Origin of the sequence: Zooshikella ganghwensis (genome assembly GCF_018263875.1) — a bacterium.
GTDB classification, from domain to species: domain Bacteria; phylum Pseudomonadota; class Gammaproteobacteria; order Pseudomonadales; family Zooshikellaceae; genus Zooshikella; species Zooshikella ganghwensis.
Window position 1 is genome coordinate 12,363 of sequence record NZ_JAEVHG010000028.1, and the last position, 23,757, is coordinate 36,119.

The 23,757-nt window shown below is 37.8% G+C and carries 20 protein-coding genes; 14 read left to right on the top strand and 6 right to left on the bottom strand.

Annotation, left to right across the window (positions count from 1 at the left end; all coding sequences use genetic code 11):
- The first annotated feature begins 3 nt into the window (after positions 1 to 3).
- The 5 genes from KHS79_RS23965 (at position 4) to KHS79_RS23985 (ending at position 7,554) form a co-directional block, all read left to right on the top strand.
- Positions 4 to 3,252, top strand: a complete 3,249-nt coding sequence (locus tag KHS79_RS23965; protein WP_212722718.1) for an AAA family ATPase — start codon at positions 4 to 6, stop codon at positions 3,250 to 3,252.
- A 425-nt stretch (positions 3,253 to 3,677) separates the two neighbouring features.
- A complete protein-coding gene (locus KHS79_RS23970; protein WP_212722719.1) occupies positions 3,678 to 4,391 on the top strand; it encodes a tRNA-dependent cyclodipeptide synthase in 714 nt (237 codons plus the stop codon).
- Positions 4,392 to 4,710: 319 nt separating this feature from the next.
- The gene (locus tag KHS79_RS23975; RefSeq protein ID WP_212722720.1) at positions 4,711 to 5,232 is read left to right on the top strand and encodes a hypothetical protein; all 522 of its coding nucleotides are present in this window, start codon (positions 4,711 to 4,713) and stop codon (positions 5,230 to 5,232) included.
- 250 nt (positions 5,233 to 5,482) lie between these two features.
- Complete coding sequence (locus KHS79_RS23980) at positions 5,483 to 5,743, top strand: FmdB family zinc ribbon protein (protein WP_212722721.1); 261 nt, start codon at positions 5,483 to 5,485, stop codon at positions 5,741 to 5,743.
- A 506-nt stretch (positions 5,744 to 6,249) separates the two neighbouring features.
- Positions 6,250 to 7,554 carry an NAD(P)/FAD-dependent oxidoreductase gene (locus tag KHS79_RS23985; RefSeq protein ID WP_027709318.1) on the top strand — a complete coding sequence of 435 codons (1,305 nt, stop codon included), beginning with the start codon at positions 6,250 to 6,252 and terminating at the stop codon, positions 7,552 to 7,554.
- Positions 7,555 to 7,607: 53 nt separating this feature from the next.
- On the opposite strand, the gene egtD is transcribed toward KHS79_RS23985, so the two are convergent.
- The 3 genes from egtD to KHS79_RS24000 form a co-directional block, all read right to left on the bottom strand.
- Entirely contained in the window at positions 7,608 to 8,579 is a 972-nt protein-coding gene (gene egtD, locus KHS79_RS23990) for an L-histidine N(alpha)-methyltransferase (RefSeq protein ID WP_212722722.1), read from the bottom strand.
- A 16-nt stretch (positions 8,580 to 8,595) separates the two neighbouring features.
- Positions 8,596 to 9,870: an ergothioneine biosynthesis protein EgtB gene (gene egtB, locus KHS79_RS23995; protein ID WP_325167643.1), complete on the bottom strand. Its 1,275-nt coding sequence runs from the start codon at positions 9,868 to 9,870 to the stop codon at positions 8,596 to 8,598.
- 508 nt (positions 9,871 to 10,378) lie between these two features.
- Positions 10,379 to 11,347: a zinc ABC transporter substrate-binding protein gene (locus KHS79_RS24000; RefSeq protein WP_212722723.1), complete on the bottom strand. Its 969-nt coding sequence runs from the start codon at positions 11,345 to 11,347 to the stop codon at positions 10,379 to 10,381.
- 94 nt (positions 11,348 to 11,441) lie between these two features.
- On the opposite strand from KHS79_RS24000, the gene KHS79_RS24005 reads away from it, so the two are divergent.
- The 4 genes from KHS79_RS24005 to KHS79_RS24020 all read left to right on the top strand — a co-directional run bounded on the left by KHS79_RS24005 (position 11,442) and on the right by KHS79_RS24020 (position 14,902).
- Positions 11,442 to 11,924: a Fur family transcriptional regulator gene (locus KHS79_RS24005; protein WP_212722724.1), complete on the top strand. Its 483-nt coding sequence runs from the start codon at positions 11,442 to 11,444 to the stop codon at positions 11,922 to 11,924.
- 8 nt (positions 11,925 to 11,932) lie between these two features.
- Entirely contained in the window at positions 11,933 to 12,673 is a 741-nt protein-coding gene (gene znuC, locus KHS79_RS24010) for a zinc ABC transporter ATP-binding protein ZnuC (protein ID WP_027709321.1), read from the top strand.
- Complete coding sequence (gene znuB, locus KHS79_RS24015; RefSeq protein WP_027709322.1) at positions 12,666 to 13,457, top strand: zinc ABC transporter permease subunit ZnuB; 792 nt, start codon at positions 12,666 to 12,668, stop codon at positions 13,455 to 13,457. Before znuC ends, znuB begins: the two co-directional genes overlap by 8 nt.
- A gap of 518 nt (positions 13,458 to 13,975) precedes the next feature.
- Entirely contained in the window at positions 13,976 to 14,902 is a 927-nt protein-coding gene (locus KHS79_RS24020; protein WP_212722725.1) for a hypothetical protein, read from the top strand.
- 72 nt (positions 14,903 to 14,974) lie between these two features.
- On the opposite strand, the gene KHS79_RS24025 is transcribed toward KHS79_RS24020, so the two are convergent.
- A complete protein-coding gene (locus KHS79_RS24025) occupies positions 14,975 to 16,474 on the bottom strand; it encodes a M64 family metallopeptidase (protein ID WP_212722726.1) in 1,500 nt (499 codons plus the stop codon).
- Between the two features lie 384 nt (positions 16,475 to 16,858).
- On the opposite strand from KHS79_RS24025, the gene KHS79_RS24030 reads away from it, so the two are divergent.
- A complete protein-coding gene (locus KHS79_RS24030; protein WP_027709212.1) occupies positions 16,859 to 17,191 on the top strand; it encodes a PilZ domain-containing protein in 333 nt (110 codons plus the stop codon).
- Positions 17,192 to 17,354: 163 nt separating this feature from the next.
- Here the strand turns inward: KHS79_RS24030 and KHS79_RS24035 are convergent, their stop codons facing one another.
- Positions 17,355 to 17,612, bottom strand: coding sequence for a DUF2164 domain-containing protein (locus KHS79_RS24035; protein WP_094785541.1), 258 nt, complete (start codon positions 17,610 to 17,612; stop codon positions 17,355 to 17,357).
- 174 nt (positions 17,613 to 17,786) lie between these two features.
- Here KHS79_RS24035 and KHS79_RS24040 point away from each other — a divergent pair, with 174 nt between their 5' ends.
- The 4 genes from KHS79_RS24040 (at position 17,787) to KHS79_RS24055 (ending at position 22,328) form a co-directional block, all read left to right on the top strand.
- Positions 17,787 to 18,794 carry an amidoligase family protein gene (locus KHS79_RS24040; RefSeq protein ID WP_212722727.1) on the top strand — a complete coding sequence of 336 codons (1,008 nt, stop codon included), beginning with the start codon at positions 17,787 to 17,789 and terminating at the stop codon, positions 18,792 to 18,794.
- Positions 18,752 to 19,450, top strand: coding sequence for a gamma-glutamyl-gamma-aminobutyrate hydrolase family protein (locus tag KHS79_RS24045; RefSeq protein WP_212722728.1), 699 nt, complete (start codon positions 18,752 to 18,754; stop codon positions 19,448 to 19,450). The genes KHS79_RS24040 and KHS79_RS24045 overlap by 43 nt, the downstream gene beginning before the upstream one ends.
- Before the next feature lie 9 nt (positions 19,451 to 19,459).
- Positions 19,460 to 19,897: a YqaA family protein gene (locus tag KHS79_RS24050; RefSeq protein WP_094785543.1), complete on the top strand. Its 438-nt coding sequence runs from the start codon at positions 19,460 to 19,462 to the stop codon at positions 19,895 to 19,897.
- 151 nt (positions 19,898 to 20,048) lie between these two features.
- Entirely contained in the window at positions 20,049 to 22,328 is a 2,280-nt protein-coding gene (locus KHS79_RS24055) for a carbohydrate binding domain-containing protein (protein WP_212722729.1), read from the top strand.
- A 128-nt stretch (positions 22,329 to 22,456) separates the two neighbouring features.
- Here KHS79_RS24055 and KHS79_RS24060 read toward each other — a convergent pair whose 3' ends face one another.
- Positions 22,457 to 23,326: an extracellular medium-chain-length polyhydroxyalkanoate depolymerase gene (locus KHS79_RS24060; protein WP_212722730.1), complete on the bottom strand. Its 870-nt coding sequence runs from the start codon at positions 23,324 to 23,326 to the stop codon at positions 22,457 to 22,459.
- Positions 23,327 to 23,757: the final 431 nt, after the last annotated feature.

Consider the following 23,757-nt stretch of genomic DNA (forward strand, 5'->3'; position numbering starts at 1 on the left):
TTAATGATGAAAATTCTGCAACTTCGATTTAAAAATTTAAATTCACTTTATGGTGAGTGGTTTATTGATTTTACTCACCCAGAATATCTATCAAATGGCATTTTTGCATTGACTGGACCTACAGGTGCAGGTAAGTCAACGATTCTTGATGCTATTTGTTTGGCTCTCTATGGTGCTACACCTCGGCTGGGCAGAATAACAAAAAGCAGCAACGAAATAATGTCTCGTCAAACAGGAGAATGTTATGCTGAGGTACTGTTTGAGACCCAGGTAGGACGTTTTCGTTGCCATTGGGGTCAGCACCGTGCAAGGAAAAAAGCAAATGGTAAGCTTGCTGAGGCAAAACATGAGATTAGTGATGCAGACACTGGAAAAGCAATAGAGACTAAAAAAAGTTTAGTCATAAATGTCATTGAAGAGAAAATGGGAATGGATTTTGATCGATTTACGCGATCCATTCTTCTAGCTCAAGGTGGGTTTGATACATTTCTTAAAGCTGACGCAGAACAAAAGTCTAAAATTTTAGAGCAAATTACAGGTACCGAGATTTATTCTTCCATTTCGCTTCATGTTCATCAACGCTTACGTGATGAAAACGAAGTATTAAATTGTCTACAGATAGAAGTTGCAGGTATTAATACACTGGATGAACAGCAGGAAGAGGATATTAAGCAGAAGCTGAATAATAAAGAACAGGAAGCACTTTTAACCGAAACCCAGCTAAAAGAAAACATGAAAGCTGTGACATGGCTAAAGAATATCGATGAGTTAAAAAAAGAAATAAACTTAATTAGTAATGAAGAAGAAAACTTTCTATCTGAATATGAACAGTTTTCACAAGAGCGAGAGCGCTTAAAGAAAGCATTAAAAGCCTCTGAATTAGATGGCAAGTATGCTTTGTTAAATGAAGTTCGTAATCAGTTAGCTGAAGAGCAACAAAGCCTTAATGCTGAAGAAACGCAACTTCCTTCTTTGTATTTGGATGCATCGAAAAAAGAAGCACTATTAAAACAGGCAGAGCAAAAGATTTTTGAAACTAAAAATGAACAAAAAATATTAGTGCCGTTACTTCAAAAAGTTCGTTCAGTTGATCACCAAATCACAGATAAAATGAAAGCAATAAGCCATTGTAACGATGCTTGTAAAAAAACATCTGAAATAATGTTGAGTGAAGAAGATCAACTAAAATACTATAAAACTAATTATCATTTATTACAACAAGAATTTAACGCTGTAGAGACATACTTACACCAACATCAAGCTGATGAGTGGCTTTTGAGTGGATATGCAGGAATAGAAACGCAACTTGAAAGACTTAACACAATACAGCACGATTTCACGGGAAAAAAAACAGAAAAACAAGTTTGTATAAGTCGTTTTGACACTACGAAACAAGCGTTGAAGTCGATCTATGAAGAAATAAAACACATATCTCAGAAACAGAGCCAAGTAGAACATTCTATTCAGTTGAAGCAGCAGGAACTAGAAACACTACTTAATGGGCGATTAGTTAGGGAGTATTTGGCTGAAAGAGAAGCGTTATACAGAGAAATGGTTTTACTACAAAAAATTTCGGATCTGGAGTCTGAACGTGCCAGCTTGGAAGATGGTAAACCATGTCCACTATGTGGTGCTAAGCACCATCCTTATGCAATGGGAAATATTCCAGAAAAAAATGAGTGTGAAAAAAAGATTGCTGACTTATCAAGTCTAATTGAAAAAACTAATTTAATTGTAGAAGATCTTAATAAGCAAGAACAGATAAAACTTAAGTACCATAATGAGCAAGTTGAAGCAGAGAAAAAACAGATTGCTTTGAGTAGTGAGTGTCAACAATTAGAAAAAGAGTGCTCAGTTATAAATACTCAGCTTAGTTTTTGGATTCAGGAATATGAAGATGTGAAGCAATCGATATGTGATAAGTTAAAGCCTATAGATATAGTTGAACTACAAGAGTTTGATGCTTCTGAGTTACGTATACGCCTTAAAGAACGAATGAAAAACTGGCAACAACAGAAACAAAAAAAAGAGATATTAACCCAGCAAAAAAACGATTGTGAAAGTAAAGTTAAAACGATTACTGCAATACTAGAAACGCATAGCTTATCTCTGAAAGAAAAACAAGTAGAGCTCAGTAAACTTAAGGTAGAGCTAGAAACTTTGAAAAACGAGCGTCATGTTTTATTTGGTGTAAAAAAGGCAGACCAGGAAGAGCAGCGACTAACTGAATCTCTTGCTGATGCTGAGCTTTCAGAAAAACAAGCCAGAACGAGTTATATTTCAGTACAACAGCAGTTAAGAATATCTGAATCAAGAATCAGCAGCTTAAAAACTCAAATTACGAATAAGAAAAGTGATTTAAATAAAAAAGAATATGAGTTTAAGGCGTTGCTAGCTAAAAACTTGTTTCCGAATGAGCAGTTATTTATTGATGCTAGATTGTCAATAGAAGCACGAAATAAGCTCCAGGATAAAGAGCATGAACTGGAAAAGAAGCGTGCAGAGCTTGAGCATAAGAAGAAAGATAGAGAAGCTCGTTTAGCAACAGAGATCAGAAAAAGTATTACTAGTTTGACACTTGATCAACTAGAGTCTCAGCAAAAAGGGTATGATGATACATTTTCGCAACTACGAGATAATATTGCTGAGCTTAAACATCAGTTAACCGAAAATAGTGCAGCAAGAGAGCGTGTTAAGGAAAAAGATAATGAAATTGAAGCACAAAAAAATGAATGTCTTCGTTGGCAAAATCTACATACGTTGATAGGCTCTGTAGATGGTAAAAAATACAGGAACTTTGCTCAGGGGCTCACTTTTGAACGAATGGTTTCACATGCAAATCGTCAACTTGAAAAAATGACAGACCGTTATCTATTGATTAGAGATGAAAAAGAACCTTTAGCGCTTAATGTAATAGATAATTATCAGGCAGGTGAAGAACGTTCTACTAAAAACCTCTCGGGAGGAGAGAGTTTTATTGTTAGTTTATCGTTAGCGCTTGGGCTGTCTCATATGGCAAGCAAAAATGTACGGGTTGACTCACTATTCTTAGATGAGGGTTTTGGTTCATTAGATGAAGAAGCCTTGGATATCGCTTTGGAAACCCTGGCTGGACTTCAACAAGAAGGTAAGCTAATTGGTATTATTTCACATGTAACAGCGCTAAAAGAAAGAATCAGCAGTCAAATTCAGGTTATTCCTCAAACTGGTGGACAAAGTGTTATTTCTGGGTATGGCTGTAATAAAATCTAAATAAATGTGAATGTAATAATCATAAATTCAAATTTGGTTATTGTTTGTGTTAACGCTTATGCGCTAAGTGATAGTATTGATGCTCTTTTAGGAGTGACTGGAGTATATCATATCTGTATTGTTAATGGTTTCGTATAATTAAAAAATCAATTCTGCTTAATAATTGAAATATTAATAATGGTTGTATCGATGCTGATTTGAAGCTGTTATTAGGATGGAAATTAACGAAAAAATTTAAATTTCAAAAAAATGTTGGCTATATAATGTATAGCCATACATAATTACCTTGCTTGTTGTATTTTTGATAATTGCTTTACACACTGACAATAAGACTTGCCAGCATTGCAGTAGAGGTATGTTATTTAAAGGGTGCAGATTTATTTATTGTATGATATTTATTAATTCAGGAAATAGGGATATTGCCAATGGTTATTTATAACAATATGGTGCATCGTATTTCAATTGTTAATAATGATCATATTAATCTGTATAAAAAAGGAAACCAGTACTTTGGGAAAAGTAGTATTCTTGTGGGCATTAGCCCTGGAAATGGCTACTTTAGTGAGAAAAATATGATTAGTATTCTGTCAGGTTTATGTAAGCTGTCTCCTTTTGTATATATTTTGGTGCCAGGAGAAATCCATATTCATAATTTTCTTGGAATTGGCTATACAGCTGATATGGCAAGAAAAAAAGCTAAAAAAGATACTAATCAAACTAACAATAGGTTGGCTCGTGTAGTTGATATTATGCAGTCAGAGCTATGTATTAGTAATTTTAAAATTATAGACTGGTCAAGTGAAATTGAAGTAAACACAAGGTATCAGAATAACTTATGTTTAATATTGAAGGAGTATGATAACAATAAAGAATTTCAACTTTCTGTTAATGTGATGACCTATCGTTATCTTACTTCTAGAGCAAAGTGTAGAACGATAAATAAATTAAATGTGTCAGAGGGTGTTTTGTACTATTTGAAAGAGCTTGCACTATTTTCAGCATTTATAAATATTTTTGGTGAAAAGGTAATTATAGCATACTATCGAGTATGGGGGGATGCTTTGGTGTATATTGACAAGTTGTTTCCTGGTTTTTATAGCTACTGTTCAATGATCCAATATGAAGTGTGTGATATGTAGCAGTGTTAGTTTTTTATTAGAGATGCTCTAAATTGAGTTTGATTTTATGTGTTACTTTTGTGGCTGCATAGTTTTTCCTTATACAAAGTGGGCGGCTAATATCATCATTTGTTATCAGTTTATTATTGGTTCAAGTCACATGCTGCTGAAGTATTTGGTTCATGTTGTATTTTGAGTGATAGATGACTTGGCTTTCAACAGAATTTTTTTGCAAAAAATAAAAAAGGACTACTCAGCGATATTAAGTGTGTAATAACTCTAATTAATTTGTGCTGAGTAATCGTATATTAAAGGTATGTATTAGGTAACCAAGGAAGTTATGATGAAAAGTATAAGTTTTACAAAAGTCCATAAATATATTGCTATTGCAGCAATATCGGCCTTGCCTCTCAGCAGTTTTGTTCATGCAGACACAGAAAGTATTAGGCCTGGACATCATGGTGGTGGTTTTATGTCTCCTATGATTGTCTTTAAATTAGCTGAATCTCAAGATATTGACAAAATTTTGAATGAATTAGAATTAACGCCAGAGCAAATTAGTAATATTAAAACACTAGTCACTGAGGCTAAAGCTGAAAAAGACAAAGCTTTTGCTGAAGCAGGTGTGACTGAGGAACAGCTGAAGCAGTTAATGCAAAATGTACATAAAGCTGCCAAGCCTTCAATGGATCATTTGAAGGAAGCGCTAACAATCTCTAAGTATCAAAAGTTGCGCAAACTGCTGCACTCAGGGCGACCTGATAAGCCAGGCAAGCCTGATCGTCCAGGTAAACCAGGGGGGCCAACTATTCCCGATGAGCCAATGCCTCCAGCTCCAGATGATGTGATTATTGTTCAGTAATTAATTGATGCTTATATTTGATTAATTTTATAGGCTGCTTAGTGCAGCCTATTTTTTTATCAACGGGTGCTTACCACAAAGATGGGGGTAGCTTAAAAGTGTATGGATTATGCTGATAGCAATACCGTATTAGGCATAAATCACCCTTCTCCATAAGTATGACCTTTGATAGCATATCAGCTATAACTCTGGTTGCTCTCTGAAGCAAAGGGTATACAAAGCTCAATCAATTGATGATGAGGTGCTGGCAATGCCAACATATGATTATCGCTGCCCAAGTAACGGACAGGTTGTTGAAGTATTTCATGGCATGAATGAAGAAATTCTCACTTGGGGAGCACTGTGTCAGCTAGCAGGTGTTTCACCTGGAGATACAGATGTCAATGCTAAGGTTATTAAGCTTGCTACAGGCGGTAATGTTGTGTCTAGTCAGGCCTACAGAACGAATGAACCGCCTTGTGCAACAGGAAAACCTTGCTGTGGTGGAGGTAGCTGCGAGTTTAGTGGTTAGCTTATTTCATATGACACAGAGATCAATAGCCTTTCCAATCATCTCGCTACCTATTACAATCAGCCATTGTTGCCTTTGCAAGGTTATTGATAGAGAGTCGATAACTCACTGATATTGGAACGCTCTTACCTAGGAAATAGCTTAAGACTAATTGCTAAGGCAACTAAATGTAAGAAAAGTAAGAAATGTAAAAAAGTAGATTAGTAGCTACATAATTAAAAACAAGATAATAAAGGCTATAACGTTCAGGTGTCGCTTTCAGCAGTAAAATGATCCAGTTACAGAAATAAATAAGACACTTTTTTAGGACAAAGCTAGCCATCAGCACTTGGAATGATTTTAAAAGCAACATGCTTTGCAGCGTGTTGTAAAGCAAACGCGGTAATGGTCTGATAATCACTATTTGCTGATGTATGGCGGATAGCAGTTGCTATATTCTGGTTGTTAAATGGCCATCATACGTGTTTGTAGACAAGTTTTATCATTCGTTAAAGGTAAAACACCTTATGAGCATAGAAGAAAATGGCCATCATATTGTGATTGTTGGTGGGGGTGCTGGCGGTCTTGAACTAGCCACTAAGCTAGGAAAAACGCTTGGCCGCAAAGGGCGAGCTAGAATAACCTTAGTTGATGCTAATTTAACTCATGTCTGGAAGCCGTTGTTACATGAGGTGGCGACTGGCTCAATGGACTATACCGCTAATGAAGTTAACTATCGTGCCCAAGCGAAATGGAATGGCTTTGAGTTTCAACTTGGTCGAATGACTGGCCTGGAGCGGGATAAAAAGCAAATACATTTAGCGCCTGTTATTGATGAAGAGGAAGGTGAAGTCGTTGGTGAGCGTATCATTAACTACGATAGCTTAGTTATTGCTGTGGGTAGTCAGACCAATGATTTTGGCACACCAGGTGCTGCAGATCACTGCTTATTCCTTGATAGTTTTGCACAAGCAAAACGTTTTCATAAAGTTCTCCTTAATAGCTTCCTCAAAGCCAATTATGACAAGGTACCGCTCGATATTGCGATTATTGGGGCTGGTGCAACAGGGGTTGAATTGGCTGCTGAGTTAAGGATGGCTTCAAGAGAATTACCTGTCTATGGGTTAAACCATATCTCCCGGGATGATATTAATATTTCTTTAGTTGAGGCATCGCCTCGAATCTTACCCGCATTACCTGAGCGAATCTCTTTGGCAGCAACAAAAGAGTTGGAGCGACTAGGAATTAAAGTTATTACTCATGACTCGGTTAAAGAGATTCAGGCCCATGGTTTACAGTTAGCCAGTGGAGAGTTTATTCCTGCGCAATTGAAAGTCTGGGCTGCAGGTATTAAAGCGCCTGAGTTTTTAACCACGCTGGATGGTTTGGAAACAGCCCGAAATAATCAGCTTGTGGTTAAGCAGACATTACAGACAACAAAGGATGAATCTATTTTTGCGTTGGGTGATTGTGCAAACTGTCCACAACCAGACTCAGATAAACCCGTGCCTCCCCGAGCTCAGGCAGCTCACCAGCAGGCAACGTTATTAGCTAAAACATTACAGCGGCGCTTGCAAGGACTAGATGCCATCCCTTATGTTTACAAAGATCGCGGCTCACTGATTTCGTTCAGTCGGTATGGTAGTGTGGGCAACTTAATGGGGAACTTAACGGGCAAGAACTTAATGATAGAAGGCCGCGTTGCTCGGTTTATGTACGTGTCCCTTTATCGGCTTCATCAAATAGCATTACATGGCTTTTTTAGAACAAGCCTTATTTGGCTAAACGACAAAATTAATCATGTCATTCGCCCCCGTCTGAAATTACACTGAGTTGTGTTAGCCAAGGAAGGCTTGCTTTACTTTTCAAAAGTGATCTTTAAAGGCTATACAGCATGAAGATTAACAATAGCAAATTGTTGTTGGTCATCAGACCAAATCGCGTCTACTTTAAAGCCTGCAATTCGCACTAATTGTTCAAAGCTGTTCAGTGAATATTTATAAGAGTTCTCTGTGTGAATATTTTCATTCATACGAAAGTGAAAAGTCTTTCCTGAGATATGTGCGATTTGATCAAGGTTGCTGGTTAAATGCATCTCCATGCGAGAGTGTTTAGGGTTGAAGAACGCACAATGGCTAAAATAATCAACGGTTATATTACCATGCAATTCCCGATTAATATGGTGAAGGATATTTAAGTTGAATTGGGCTGTTATTTTTTGTTCATCATTATAAGCTGCATGTAGTACTTTGATGTCTTTTAATAAATCAATACCCATTAGTAAGTTGCTGCCTATCCCCTGTGCATCATGAATACGTTGCAGTAACTCTATTGCTCTACGAGGCTCAAAATTGCCAATACTTGATCCTGGAAAAAAACCAACAATAGAAGGTTTGTGTGAATCGTGTAAGGTTGGTAATTTCCAAGGCTTGCTATAGTCTACACATGTTGCATGGATTGCCAGATCAGGAAAGTGAGTAGCTAAAGCGTTTACTGAGTTTAGTAAATGTTCTTTAGAAATATCCAGTGGCATGTAAATAGCGGGCTGTACAGCTTCCAGAAGGATTTTGATTTTTTGGCTGCTACCACTTCCATACTCTACCAAAATGCTTTCTGGGGCGATGTGACGGGCAATATCATCTGCATATTGTTGGAGTATACTAATTTCACATCGAGTTAAATAATATTCTGGTAGCTGTGTAATTTTGTCGAAAAGGGCAGACCCTCGCTGATCATAAAAATATTTGGCAGGTAGCTGTTTAGGGTGAGTAGATAAACCTGTGAAAACCTCATCCCGCATACTTTCTAGTTTGGGATGTAAATCATGAAACTGTATTTTTTTTTTAGTTGCAGTCATGAAACTAAGCTCTTGTTTAATTCATTACCAGTCGAATGCCACTAAATTGCCAGCGGTGATGAGGGTAAAAAAAGTTTCGGTAAGAGGCTCGTATATGCTTTCTAGGGGATACACAGGAGCCACCCCGAAGTACAATTTGATTGCACATAAACTTGCCGTTGTATTCACCGATTTCACCATTAAAGGTTTGAAAGCCTGGGTAGGCTTGGTAGCTTGAAGACGTCCATTCCCAGGTATCCCCAAACAGCTGTTGTATACCATTACTCAGTCGAGCTGCTTGGGGGTGATAGTGGCCACTTTCCAAAAAATTACCATCTTTATGTGTCGTTGATGCTGCAGATTCCCACTCAAACTCAGAGGGTAGACGACAATTTGCCCAACGCGCGTATGCATCAGCTTCATAAAAGCTAATATGTGTTACAGGTAAATTTAAATCTAATGGACGAAGGCCTGCGAGGGTATACTCGAAAAAATCACCTTCCATTTTTTTCCAGTACAGTGGTGCCTGCCATTGGTGCTTTTGAATACATTCCCAACCATCAGCCAACCATAATGCAGGTGTTTGATAACCACCATCTTCAATAAACTCTAAATAGTCACCATTGGTGACCAGTCGCGATGCTAAACGGTAAGATGGTAAAAAGACCTTGTGAGCGGGTATTTCATTATCAAATGCAAATGCTTGCCCTTGATAGCCAACAGTGTGTTCTCCGCCGGGTAATTCGATAAACTCCAACATGGGGGTTTCATTATGTGTGGGGTCGGAGATTTCTTCGTAAGCAGGATAAAGTGGATTTTGAAATAAATTATACTTCAAGTCAGTTAAAAGTAATTCTTGATGTTGTTGTTCGTGATTGAGGCCAAGTTCAGTTCGAAATAAAATATCATCATAACCTGATGAGATAGGGTTACACCTGTGCAGTAACTGTTTCATCTCGTTGTCAACATAACGGCGATAATTATAAATATCTCTCACCGTTGGACGAGACAATAAATGACGTTTTTCGCGGGGAAATGGCGTACCTACACCTTGATAATAAGAATTAAACAGTTGCTCAAAAGACCAGTGATAAGGCTCGTAATTTTTAAGCTCACGTTTAAGTAAAAAAGTTTCAAAAAACCAAGTAGTGTGTGCTAAATGCCATTTTACTGGGCTGGTTTCAGTGATGGCTTGTAAGCAATAGTCTTCTATTGCTAATGGGTTGCACAGCAACTCTGTTTGTTTGCGTGTATTGATATATTCTTCATAGAGCTGTAGAGGTTTACTCAACTCTTTTATTGCAGAAGTCACAATACCTTCCTTGTGGTATAATCCTTTGTTTCTAATAATAGATCAGACTAAATATTTAACCAGTTATGTTTTAAAGTTTTTAATGGGCACTCACAATGAGTTATATAGCAGAGCAATCACATATACCCTTTATCTTAAAAGCTATTTTCTAAAACACTTTTGCCTAAAGTCTGCATAACGCTCTGCAAACATAACGTGGGATGATTATCTGTGTGAGTATAGTTAAGCTACCAGCAAAAAATAGAAAAGAGAAAGGTGTTAAGAAAAATTTCAAAAAATCGAAAACAATATGTAAAGTGTGTAAGCTGTCTAAATGCTTTCTTTAAAGTCATAATAAAGACAGCTTAACGCTATTTGTATACCCAATACGAATGGTTTTTAGGTGCGGCCATCGAGTGACGAAGCCCCATGAGCCTATATTAATAGGTGATTGGGGTGAGGAGAGACGATAACAAAACCTAGAAATCATTCGTGAAGGTTATATTCAGTGGTGGGGTACAGTGGTACGTTATTGTTCTCGCCTACATTGACTCACAGTGGTAAGTATTTGTTTTAGGAATAGGATATATGCGTCCCCTTGAGCTTTTATATCAGATGCCAGCGGATCTAGGGACGCAATGGTAATTGGCAGTCCATCAATGAGGTTATCAACAATAGCACTGTTAAACTGAGGCTCAACAAATAAACACGTTTTACCCAAAGTTTTAAGGTGCTCTCTCAGCGAAATCACTTGTTTTACACCTAGCATTCTTTCTGGAGAGGCACTGACATAATCCACAACGGGTAAGTTGTAGTAGTGCTCCAGATAACCATAAGCATTATGAAAAACAACTAAAGGCAAAAGGCTGTCAGGTTGTAATTGAGGCTTGAGAGTTTTATTTAATTTGTCGAGTTGATTTTTGAAGCGAACAAAATTATCACGGTATAAAGTAGCCCGCTCTTTATCTATATCGCTTAATTTAAGCATTATTTGCTGGGCAATGACTAATGCATTATCAGGTCCTAGCCAAATATGTGGGTCAATATCCAATAGGTGCTCATCATGCTTATTACCGTGCTCTGTGTTGCTATGCTCATGGCTGTGCTGATCATGTAGCAGTTTAATTTCTGGTAGTGAGATAAGCTTTAGCGTTGATTGGGATGCCTTTTGGCTGAGTAGCTTTGGTAAAAAGCTTTCCAGTGTCGGACTTACCCAGATGAGTAAATCTGCTTCATTTACTTGTCGGATATGATTGGGCTTTAAGGCAAAATGATGAGGCGATGCACCAGGAGGTAACAGTACTTCTGGAGAGGAAACTCCCTCTGTAATTGCAGCAGCAATTAGTTGGATTGGTTTAATTGATGCGACGACTTTTGGAGGAGAAGATAAAGTAGCATTAGCAAATGGTGTGGTAAAAGCCAGTAAAATACATAGTAACTGGCGTAACCACTGAGAATGAATACAGTGTTTTATGAGTGAAAGAAGCTTAGGCAACATAGCAAATCTTGAGCACCAGAAGTCTATACAGGGAGTGTGCATAGTACACTAGTATGTTATATTATAACAATTATGTTTCAGGTTTGCTCCCAGCATGAATACCAAGAACCCCACAGCGCTGACTCCCCATAATCATGACAGCTGTATCGCCAGTGCGTTGGAGAAAGCTCAACAGGTTTGTCAGCGGAATAACGTAAGACTGACGGAGTTACGTCTTCGGGTTTTAGAGCTTGTATGGCGTAGCCACAAACCTTTGGGGGCTTATGATATTTTGGCAGTGCTCGCTAAAGAGGATGGTCGTAATGCTGCTCCTCCTACCGTTTACCGTGCATTAGATTTTTTATTAGAGCAGGGACTCATTCACCGAATCGCATCTCTCAACGCATTTATTGGCTGTTCAGACCCTGAATGTCCGCATCAAGGCTATTTTCTTATTTGTAACCAGTGTGGCATTACCTTGGAGTTACATAGTGACAAGGTGAGTAAAAGTATTCAGCGGGCGGCATCAGAGTACGATTTTCAAATTTCTCATGAAATGGTTGAAGTGGTGGGTGTTTGCCCAAATTGTAAGGTTTAGGATACTTTATGTCGGTACCATTACTACAGCTCACAGATATCAATGTATGCTATGCAGACCAACCAATCCTACAAAATGTAACGCTATCCATTTCTGAAAAGGAAATTGTCACGCTTATAGGACCAAATGGTGCAGGCAAGACCACCTTGGTTAGAGTAGTGCTGGGTTTGTTAAACCCCACTTCTGGAACACGACAAATGCGGGATGGTGTAACCATAGGGTATATGCCTCAAAAAGTAAGTGTTGAGCCTACGTTGCCTCTTTCAGTAAAGCATTTCCTCCGGCTTGCCAAAAAAGAAAAAGCAACAGATATTTCAAAGGTTCTGCAGCAAGTTGGCATAGCACATTTGGTTAATCAACCTGTATATGGCTTGTCTGGTGGAGAGATGCAACGCGTGCTGTTAGCAAGAGCCTTATTGCAAAAACCAAACTTACTGGTCCTTGATGAGCCAGTTCAAGGGGTTGATATTACTGGACAACGAGAGTTGTACAAATTAATTGCAGCACTTCGCTCAGAACTGGGGTGTGGTGTGTTAATGGTCTCTCATGACTTACATTTGGTTATGGCGGCGACTGATAAGGTAGTTTGTTTAAATAAGCATGTGTGTTGCTCCGGGCACCCTGAACATGTGACAAATGATCCTGCATATATTGCATTATTTGGTGAGCAAGAAAGTGAGTTTGCTGTTTATGCTCATCATCATGATCACACCCATAGTACAGATGGAGCCGTTATCCACAATGATTGAGTTTTTAGTTCGTGCTTGTTTAGCGGGGCTAGGTATTGCTGTGATTGCAGGTCCGCTTGGCTGCTTTGTGGTTTGGCGTCGTATGGCGTATTTTGGCGACACACTTGCACACTCTGCCTTGTTGGGCATTGCGTTGGGAATTATGCTAGAAGTCCAGTTGAATATTGCTGTAATTATCTGTTGTATATTATTAGCATTATTATTGGTGACTCTTCAGCAAAACCGCAACATTGCTACAGATACTCTGCTTGGAATTCTTGCTCATAGTACATTGTCACTGGGGTTGGTTATTGTCAGCCTTATGGATAATATTCGCATAGACTTAATGGGCTATTTATTTGGTGATTTATTAGCAGTAAACAATGTTGACTTGTTGTGGATTTATAGTGGTGGCATTTTAGTGATTGGTTTGGTTTGCTGGTTATGGCGTCCTTTGCTATCAATTACTATTCATGAAGAGCTTGCTCGGGTAGAAGGTATTCCAGTTAATACCATGCGCATGGTACTGATGCTGTTGATAGCGATGGTTATTGCGGTTGCCATGAAAATTGTCGGTGTACTTTTGATCACATCACTATTAATTATTCCAGCAGCCACTGCACGAAAACTCGCTGCTTCTCCTGAGAAAATGGCAATATGGGCAAGTGGGTTAGGTTGTCTTGCTGTTATTTTAGGTATTGCTCTATCATATTATTACAATACTCCCACAGGGCCTTCAGTGGTGGTGGCTGCTGGATTATTGTTTATCTTAGTAACCGCTCTGCCTATGAAACGATCCTATTAGTTTATGAAATTTAGTTTCAAACTATGACTAGCTATTAGCATTGATGTCTAAAATGTATTAACTCTGTAAAAAAAACATGATTGTTTTTGCGTAAGTCAATAAAAAAATGATAAATAGTTTGTAGCTTTGTATCCCTTCAAATACCATGCTTGAACGATTCAGCTTGATTGTTTTTGGCAACATGGCGTGTAATCTTATTATATACCCACAGCGAAGGATTTTTAGGGGCGGCCGTCAAGCGATGAAGCCCTGGGCAAGTTTACTACTGTGAAACTTGCGGTAGCCACTTTAATTGATATAACAGCGCTGCTGGGCGGTTATATTAATAAGTGACTGGGGTGAAGAGCGAAGGCAACAAACCCTAAAATTGATTCGCGAAGGGTATATATCCCTGATGTCATTGGCAATCCCAATTAGGTTGGGGGTATCACTCTAAAAATGCTTATAAATATAAGCATGATACAGCCATGTTGACTATAAATTAGTTCAAAATCTCTATAACAAAAACAATATGTCAGATGTGTAGCAAGCGAGATAACTTAAAGGAAATGAATAAACAACAGTGTGTACCATCCGTACTTTGTTACGGCTTTTGTTTTATTGTCAGTATAAGTCTGGCTAGCGTAGATAATACCTATGCTGCAGAAGACTTACCGATGAATCCTAGTGCAGAGAAGCAGTCTGCAGGTGACCAGCATCAAGACAACGCATCATGGTCTTCACAGCAGCTTGATGTGCTAGTGTTAGATATTGAGGATTCTATTACTCAGCTGCAAAGCTCTGTAGAACAAACTAACTCTACTATTATTAAACTGGAAACCTTACGCCGGCTTCAGCCTATACACCCAAAACTGAGTATACTGGAACGTAGATTAGCGCAAACGTTGTCATTTTGGGCTGTCAGGTTTTATAACCAGCTTGATTACAAAAGTGCGTTACACTTTGCGGGGCTGGCCAAAAATATTGTACCAAATCAAGCAGAAGCCAATCAGGTCATCAAGTTGGTCACATTGGCCCAACAGCAGCGTGCTGAGAAAATAAATAGAGCCACTTCTGCTATGCCACCTGCTCCTCGTGTCCATAGTCAACCACAACCTCAGGTGAGGGAAAATACGTTTTTGGACAGCCTTAATTCAGATCAGCGCGCAATCCTTGAAGAGCTACCACAGGACGTTCAGGCTGAACTGATCAATATTATTATTCTTGATCAACAACAGATTACTGAGCGTTTATTTGATATTCGCCATGTACTGGACAGTGTGGTTGACCAAATGATTAAAGAAAATGCACGTGCAGTCATGACAAGTCAGTCTGATAGTGACGCGCGATGGATCATGGCATTAATGAAAACGCGTATACGGCAGATTAATCCATACTTTGAATTAAATTTAAAAAAGCGCATTAGTCCTGGTATGCGCCCCAATATAGCCCTTTATGCTCAGTAGTAATTCAACCTAAAAGTATCTGGAATACATATGTTTATAGATATTCCAGATACACGTTATTCTCCACTGGTCCTAGTATGGGTAGACTGTAACAGTCCAACTTACGCTATCTTGCAATTTATTATCTGTATCTTTAATGACTTGAGAGGTTACATCTTGCACTTGCAACGTCAAGGTATATTCTCCAGGGTTATAGTCATTGACTACTAAGGTTAACTGACTTGAGTTTCCAATCTCTTGATCATTAAGAAGCCAGTGAGCCTCTACTGTTGGATTATTTGGCTGTAGCAAATTTACCGAAAATGTTTGTTTTTGATTACGATAAAGCTTCACTGTAGAGTTTGCAGGGGTTATGCTGTCAATTGGTGAAACATAATCATAAACACGTCGTATAAGTTGTTCTGAATTAACTGACTGAAAAGGTCTTCCTAAAGAACGCATCAAAGAGTTAGTAGTGGGACGATACATTCCTCGTTGGCAGTACTTAGCTCCTTCAAATACATCAACTGCCTTGTCAACTCCCATCCAATGAGACCACTTGTTGCCTGAAGGGTAATAGGTAACATTTGCTTCACTTGTTGGCCCTGCATTGCAAGAGCCATAATCATATTCGTCCGCTAAAAGACCAAATGTATGGCCGGCTTCATGGAGTGCCAGGTCGACAGCAGAGTCATGTAAAGACATTGTCGCAACACTACCACCAGAACCACCATACTCTGTAGAATTGACAACGACTATGATTAAGTCCCGTGCAACAGAGGGTAATCGTTCACTGACATAGCTTTTCACCCTTTGAGTATCCACACATAATAATCGAACAATATTGTAACAATTAAAGTAAGACCTAAACTGGGTGTTTTTGGGGTAGCTATAGCCAGCTCCAGACTCAGTACTTATGCTTTCAACAGCCCATACATTAAAGCTCTTTTGATAGTTATCAATGGGGCTTTCTGCAAAGAAACCTGAGGTAATTGGTTTTAAATCGTCTTTAAAGCGAGATATTTCACTTGAGGTATAACCTTCTGCAACAAAAACGATATCAACACGGTTATCTGAGGGACCATGATCAATAATCTTAGTGACTGATGAAGACTGGGTCGGTTCAGATACCGATGAGGTGCGCTGAGCAGGATATTCACCTAACAAAGACCATGTCCACTTTTTGTTAATATATTCAGGAAAAAAGATTAGAAATGTTTTTGTGCTAAGCGGTGCGTTATTAATAATGAGTGATGCTGATGCTTTAGTAATACGCTCTGATGACTCTATAAGACCTGTTATAGGGCTGAAGGATTCGGCTCTTATAATCAAGGGGTTTTGAACAAAGTCAGTAAATAATGGTTCACCTGTACTTGATAGGCCAATAACTGCAAGGTTATCTGTAATATTAACCGGCTGTGACTGTTTTTCGACGAGCGAGGAAAAATAGACTAGTGACTTATTAGTTTTGAAAGAGGTTGTAGTTGTTTTAGAGGAGGAAGGATTAAGTTTAACAACAAACTCATTTGCTGTAGCAGTAAAAGCAATGGATAGTATTGTTAAACAACTGATAACGAATCTGGTACTTTTCATAATTACCATTCCTTGGTTAAAGTATTTTTTAATACGCTTGTATCTAAATTGAAAGGCATGGTCACTTTGTTAGTCTACTCCTGGCTGCAAATAGCTCAATTGCTATATCATCGATCACTACAGGTATGTTTAAATGAGAATACTGCTGAGACTTAAAAAAAGAAATGCAACTTGCAAAAGAAGAAAGTAAAGCTTTATGGGGCTTTAAAAAAGATACTAAAGCCATTAAAACATGATTTAGGTTAGCAGAAAGGCTTTTTAATCATTAGTATTATTTTTTATATATTTCCCGAGTTAAATGATCAATGAGTGATGTATACTTACAAATAGCGCTATCTGTATTACTATTAGCGAGGGTTTAATTAGTCAGCTTAAAGGATTGTTATGAAAGGGCTAACTACAAGTAATTATAGTTCTTACGCAAGGAAAAGGGTTACATGGCCTGCTGTTATTAGTGTTAACAATCAGAATGTACCCGTTAAAGTTATTAATATATCAGACCATGGTGCATTGATTGAGCTTGATATAAAGTTAGCGATTAATCAAAAGCTTAAATTTATTTGCAAAGCATTTCATCGAGGGAAACAAATGAATATAAAATGCTCTGCTCATGTTAATTATGTGATTATAAGTCGTTATGGTTATCACATAGGTATTAATTTTGATGCAATTAAACATGAGGAAAAGAAATTTCTGGAAAAATATACTCATGAATAATCAATTGATATTAATATAGCGCTACTGAGTAGATAAGGTAAGTTATAATGTGTATCAAAATAAGTGTTTTTTTTGAGAGTTGTATCCGTTAATGGTTTTGGTTGATCTTGGGTGGTGTAAACTCTTATGGTTAAAGAGTTTATATAATCTTTCATGATAGTATTTAAAAACGGTTAAAGTCTGTCGGCTTTTCTATTTCATAAATAGCTTCAGAAATACTTTCAAGTCTTTTCTCTAAAATAGACTGAGCATCGTATAGTGCTCGATTATAAAAATATGCACCTATCTCTTCTGAAATGAAGTCTAGTAAAAACTCTGCATCAAACTGGCCAATACTATAGTCAAGTTCTTCTTGGAAATATAACTGTATTTTTTTTGTTATAATTTCTTTTTCTTCTTTTGTAAACTTCATTTTTGACATGACTCACCTTATCAGTTTATTGTAGAGGCAAAACAGTGATCATAACTAATTCGTAATAATACAAATATGACATATTGTTAAAAACAAGTCTAACTCTTTACTAGGGCTTGTTAACACTATTTGAATCACTACTGCTTAAGACAATAATCTTCCAAGGTGTGCTTAACTAGCGTTATGAGTAATGAAATAAACTATTGTATACCTGCAGAAACCAACAATCTTGAAGGAAAACCTCGACGAGTGGGTTTTGAGCTAGAGTTTGCTGATCTGAGCCTTCAGCAAGTCACGGATATCCTATGTGAAAAACTGAATGGCAAAGTACATAGCAATAACCCTGCAGAAACTATTGTAATAGTAGAAGGATTGGGAAAGTTTACCATTGAGTTAGATTGGCAATTTGCTAAAGAGACAGCAAAGGAGCGAGCAAGGCAGCATGCATTGGAATATGGAGACAAGAAAGTTGATGATCACTTTATGATCTGGCTAACTAAACTTGCAAGTATTGTTGTGCCTATTGAAATTGTGTGTCCGCCTATAGAGATTAAAGACCTGACTGTGTTGGATGGCATGGTTTCCGCGCTTAGATCTGCTGGGGCAAAAGGAACGGGTGAGTCACTATGGTATGCTTTTGGCGTGCATATTAATCCTGAAGTAACTGATAATGATCCTGAAAAAGTAATGAGGACGCTAAAGTCTTATGCTATTTGCCAGGACTGGCTGCTAAAAACTCACCAAGTTGATCCTATTCGACGGGTAACACCATATATTGACTTGTTTCCAAAGTCGTATATTAACACCTTAATCACGTATAAAAGTAATATATCATGGACTAAATTGATAGAGGATTATCTTGAATATAATCCAACAAGAAATAGAGCATTAGATGCCCTTCCGTTATTTAAGTATATTGATCAAAACTTAATCGACCAACGTTTGGATGATCCTAGAATTAAAGCTAGGCCCACATTTCATTACCGAATGCCTAATTGTGAAATAGAGAAAAATAACTGGTTTCTTTATAAAAGCTGGAATGTATGGTGTGTTATTGAGCATATTGCTCAAAATGAACAGTTATTAGAGCAATTGGTGATAGAATGGCAACGATATAATCAAGCACTGATAAATATAAAGCCTGCTCCATGGTTCAACATACTCGACGAAATATATCAAAACCTGTCATAGGTGTAACAGGTAACGCCAGACTTTTCTCTCCTTCCTGGCTTTGTATAAAACTAGCTGTTTTTCTTGCTGGTGGACATGCTCTTCGAATTAGTGTGCGACATCCGGTGCCAGAGGAACATCTTGATGGTTTAGTGATAAGTGGTGGAGATGATATTCATCCGTCTCTTTATGAAGAAGAGATTATGGCAAAAGCACATTACGATGAAGCTCGAGATGAACTTGAGCAGCGATATATTGAGTATGCACTTACAAATCATTTGCCTATTCTAGGAATTTGCAGAGGATACCAACTATTAAATGTGCAAAGTGGTGGTAGTCTATATCAGGATATTCGTCCCTTGCGTGAAAAAACAGATAACAGAGCTACTTTTTTACCTCAGAAAAAGGTTGTTTTAAAAAAAGAAACTGAGATATATAAAATAATTGGTCACGAGTTATTTAAAGTGAATAGCTTACATCATCAAGCCATCAATATACTGGCAAGTGACTTTCAGGTAGCAGCATGGGATGCAGATCATTTCATCCAAGCTATTGAGCACAAAGAAGTGAAACCTGTCATTGGTGTACAATGGCATCCAGAATATTTATTATACCTTAAACACCAGCGACAACTCTTTACGTGGTTAGTTGCTCAAGCTAAGCGTACAGTAACTTAGGTTTATGTAGTGATAGCCTATTTATCCTTATTTGCATCATCATTTTTAGCTGCAACCATTCTTCCTTTTTACTCAGAAGTTTTGCTATATGCATTGTTACAAACAGGAGAACCTGCTTGGTTACTCATAGTAGTTGCTTCAATTGGTAATACCTTGGGGGCAGTTGTGAACTGGTACTTAGGTCGTTATTTACTTCACTTTAAAGATCGACGCTGGTTCTACTTTAAAGATGAACAAATTGAACGAATGCAGTATTGGTTTCAGCGCTATGGTATTTGGAGTTTATTGCTTGCTTGGATGCCTATGGGAGGAGACGTACTTACTTTAATTGCGGGAATCATGAAAGTACGTTTAGGCATATTTTTAACATTAGTAGCAATAGGAAAAACTGCCCGATACATAGCAGTACTGTATTTTGCACAAATAACACATGGATGGTTTGTATAATATGAATGATGTGATGTATAACAGTATCAATTTGTATTTTTAGTGCGACATTTAATATTTTATAAGTGTTTAATTAACTATCATAACGAGTAAAGCGCATACATCGTAACAAAAAGGTATGACGATTATTAGAATTTGATAGGCTTCACTTATGAAAATAAAAGCAGTATTATCACCTCCTTTTTATGTTAACTTATTGGCGTCGTTCATATTAACTAGCACTGTAACTCAGGTGAATGCTCGTCTCATTATACCTGAATATAAAGATTTTAATCTGAAACATACTCAGTCAGAAAGCGGTATTAAATCAGAAGCTTTATCTAAAGAGCCTGTAATAGTATATACAGAAAAAAACAATCCTTGTGATAAACCTTTACTAATGAAAGGGAACTTAGTTCGTCAGCCTGACTTTAATAGCTTGGATAGTTGGCGAGGTTATTACACGACAGGCGTAAAGGTTTCTCAAAGTGAGCAGATAAAAAAATGTGGTATTGATTACCAAGTGGTGATATCCAATCGTAATAATTATTATGATGGAATTATCCAAAAAATAAAACCCAATTTGAATACAACGAAGGAATACACATTTCAAGCAAACTTAAAGTTAAATAATAGTGAAGTAAAAGATTTTGGTCTTGCAGCATTAGCTTTAAAAAATGATTTGGGGATTGTTTATTACCAATATCTTGCAGTAGATCAAATTAGTAGTGATGATAAAACATTAACTGGTACGTTTAAGGTCAATGCACTCGGTGAAATCAAACAATCTTTCTTATTGTTATTTGGTCCTAAAGGCGATAAAGAACTTGTTATTGACGAAGTAAAAATTGCTGAAGCTGATGACAATAATCCAGATCCTAATAGCCTTTTCAAGCATGACTTTGAAACAGACAATGCTGGGTGGTTACCCGCTTGGCTTACTGCATCTCCTGAAATTAGTGCTATGCAGGCAAAATCAGGAGGCTTTAGTTTATATGTCAAGGACCGTGATCACTGGTATTCAGGTGTTAAGTTACCTATTACGCAGTGGTTTTCTGAAAAGAAAAAATATACGCTGAGTCTGTCTGCTCTATTAAGTACAGGCACAAGCCAAGCTCAAAAGCTTAGTTTACAACTCTATTATGTTGATGACGAAGGTGCTCATTGGCAGCGTGTTAACTCAACATCCATTTCTGTAGTAGAGCAGTGGGTTGATATTGCTACCGACTTTATCATTAAACCGCAAGGTACTTTGAAGAAGGCGGAAATATATGTATTTGGGCCAGACACAAAAGTTGACTTTTTCCTGGACGATATAACGCTCACTCAGCAAGATGCAGACCCCGGCGATGGGGATAAACCTGACGATGGAGATAAACCCGGCGATGGAGATAAACCTGGCGATGGGGATAAACCTGGCGATGGGGATAAACCTGGCGATGGCGATAAACCGGGTGATGGGGATAAACCCGGCGATGGGGATAAACCGGGTGATGGAGATAAACCCGGTGATGGGGATAAGCCAGGCGATGGAGATACAAGCGGTTCAGGTTTATTTGAAAAAATGACATCGGCCCAGTGCATTGATGGTCAGTATCAAGAGTCTCAGCGGGCAAACCCCCAGGTTGATATTAAAGGTATTTTAAGCAGCCATAACCCAAATGCTTCTGTGAGCGTTTTATCTAAAACAGTAACAGCTGCATTAGAAAAGCGCTATCCATTTGGGGCAGAAATATTGAGTCAAGCTCCTAATAGTTCAGGACAAAAATGCTTAACATATTGGATGCAACGAGCTAAGAGTACATGGGGAGATTTACCCACAAGTGAGCTATTTCATGGAGCAGATTTATCTGTGCACGAATGTGGACATGGGTTATCACACAAATTATCTGGTTGGTCGACACAGGCTTTGCCTTTATCCAAAGGCACAACACCTGTTTGTCCTGTGAGAGGACCTTATAAATACCCTCCACTGTATAATTTACAGCATGATAAGTTTTCAAAAGATGTGCCTAATAATCATTATGATTCAACCTACATAAATAAAGGTAGCCCTGTAGGTAAGCAGGGATGGGAGTCAGTAATTGATGAGGCTGTACAATATAGTCATTCCTTGGCAATTGGATATGCATTTCACGACTATACAACTTATGGCAGTGATGCTGATGGTGCACTTAGCTTTGCATGGTATATACAGCGCTATTTATACTTTCTGCATCATAACAACCCAGATATTTATCAAGAAATTTTAAGTAATGCCTGTTGGCGTGAAGCTATTTTAAAATTATGGGGAAAAATCTGGATGTATGAAGACTTAGCATTAGCGCTAGACGAGCCTAAAAATCATGATAACTTAACATCTGAAAATACACAGCGCTTTATTAAAGCAATTCAACGACCAGAGTTAATGGCTGAGATTGAAGCGGTAAGAAAATCGCATCAGTGTAATTAGAATCTAGTTATTATTTCAACAAAAAGTGATGTAGTTGAAAATAAACCCACCTTTCAAAATATTTGGTGGGTTTGTTGTATTATTAATTAATTTAAAATTAATTCGTGTCAAAAAATAAATTAAGAATTTTAAAAACGGTTAAACCAATCGACAATTTTTTCTGGTGATTCTTTAAACCAGGCATGACCTTTATAAGGATTAACCCACTTTTCAGTATGAATACTATGATCGATTAAGCGGTTATAATATTGCTTCATTGTCCATACAGGAACAATCATATCTAACGCGCCATGAATAAATAAAGTAGGTGGGTGATTACTAGGTAATGATTGTGGTACCAGACAGGCAGGACCAAGACAAGTTGCGTAAGAAGCTGATTGAATCGCTAATGCCCGGAACTCACCAGAAAATGATACAGCCATGCGACTGGTATTATACCCTCCACTTGAAATGCCCGTTGCATATTTTTGCTGGTTATCTAGTGGGCCAAATAATCCTTGCTGTATGCCCATTAGCACGCGTGTTAAAAACTGGTAATCTGTCGTTAAATGATAAGGTGTTGCACTGGATAGAGCATTTGTTTGCCAAGCTAGGTTTATTGCTGCTCTGGGGGCAAGAACAGCATAACCCGAATCAAGTAAATGTTTGATCAGCATTGCTTCATAAAATCCTCCAAAGGGATCAGCTTTATTACGCTGAAACTCCACAGGAAAAAAACTTCCTTGATAAATGACTACTACAGGCCAACCTCGAGCAGGTGGTTCACCAATGGGTAGTTGATACTTTACCTCACGTTTAATCCTTGCATTAGCCTCAATGTAAACAGATTGATAGCTGCAACTAATTGAGTAATCGGTATAATTATCTTGTTCAATTTGGCAGTGTGATTTTAAATTTGAATTAGTCAAACTCGTTTCTAGCGTTGAGCCCCCATAGCATTGAACTGATGCAAATGTAAACGCCATTAAGAAAAGATAAGTTGTATAAGAATTTTTCATTCAGCTTCCTTGCATTTTTAGATTATCAAACAGAAGTTTAGCTGATAAATTAATATTTGCGAAAAATTATAGGCCATCACTCTGCACCATTATCTAAAGCTATGAGGTTGGGATATACTGACGTAGATGATTTTGCCACTGGGTATGCCAGTACCTAAAGCTTGGTTTTTTTAACAAGGAAAAAGCAGTTTAGAGTTACTCTTCAGTATGTCTGACTCAGAACAAATAATCCAGCCACTATTTATCACAGCAATCTGCTTGTTGAGGGGATAGCACTTCTGCCAGTTTTAAGTGTAGGAAATGATCTACACAAAGGTAGATTAATTCGCTTTCTATCTGAGTATCAAATTACACCTAATTGATGTAATAATCATCTATATTCGATTTACTCACTACTAATAATTTTACACTCTCCTGCTTTATTTAAGGCT

Coding starts and splice junctions, on each gene's coding strand:
- KHS79_RS23965 (WP_212722718.1), top strand. CDS start 4: ATGATGAAAATTCTGCAACTTCGATTTAAAAATTTAAATTCACTTTAT.
- KHS79_RS23970 (WP_212722719.1), top strand. CDS start 3,678: ATGGTTATTTATAACAATATGGTGCATCGTATTTCAATTGTTAATAAT.
- KHS79_RS23975 (WP_212722720.1), top strand. CDS start 4,711: ATGATGAAAAGTATAAGTTTTACAAAAGTCCATAAATATATTGCTATT.
- KHS79_RS23980 (WP_212722721.1), top strand. CDS start 5,483: ATGCCAACATATGATTATCGCTGCCCAAGTAACGGACAGGTTGTTGAA.
- KHS79_RS23985 (WP_027709318.1), top strand. CDS start 6,250: ATGAGCATAGAAGAAAATGGCCATCATATTGTGATTGTTGGTGGGGGT.
- egtD (WP_212722722.1), bottom strand. CDS start 8,579: ATGACTGCAACTAAAAAAAAAATACAGTTTCATGATTTACATCCCAAA.
- KHS79_RS24000 (WP_212722723.1), bottom strand. CDS start 11,347: ATGTTGCCTAAGCTTCTTTCACTCATAAAACACTGTATTCATTCTCAG.
- KHS79_RS24005 (WP_212722724.1), top strand. CDS start 11,442: ATGAATACCAAGAACCCCACAGCGCTGACTCCCCATAATCATGACAGC.
- znuC (WP_027709321.1), top strand. CDS start 11,933: ATGTCGGTACCATTACTACAGCTCACAGATATCAATGTATGCTATGCA.
- znuB (WP_027709322.1), top strand. CDS start 12,666: ATGATTGAGTTTTTAGTTCGTGCTTGTTTAGCGGGGCTAGGTATTGCT.
- KHS79_RS24020 (WP_212722725.1), top strand. CDS start 13,976: ATGTGTAGCAAGCGAGATAACTTAAAGGAAATGAATAAACAACAGTGT.
- KHS79_RS24025 (WP_212722726.1), bottom strand. CDS start 16,474: ATGAAAAGTACCAGATTCGTTATCAGTTGTTTAACAATACTATCCATT.
- KHS79_RS24030 (WP_027709212.1), top strand. CDS start 16,859: ATGAAAGGGCTAACTACAAGTAATTATAGTTCTTACGCAAGGAAAAGG.
- KHS79_RS24035 (WP_094785541.1), bottom strand. CDS start 17,612: ATGTCAAAAATGAAGTTTACAAAAGAAGAAAAAGAAATTATAACAAAA.
- KHS79_RS24040 (WP_212722727.1), top strand. CDS start 17,787: ATGAGTAATGAAATAAACTATTGTATACCTGCAGAAACCAACAATCTT.
- KHS79_RS24045 (WP_212722728.1), top strand. CDS start 18,752: ATGGTTCAACATACTCGACGAAATATATCAAAACCTGTCATAGGTGTA.
- KHS79_RS24055 (WP_212722729.1), top strand. CDS start 20,049: ATGAAAATAAAAGCAGTATTATCACCTCCTTTTTATGTTAACTTATTG.
- KHS79_RS24060 (WP_212722730.1), bottom strand. CDS start 23,326: ATGAAAAATTCTTATACAACTTATCTTTTCTTAATGGCGTTTACATTT.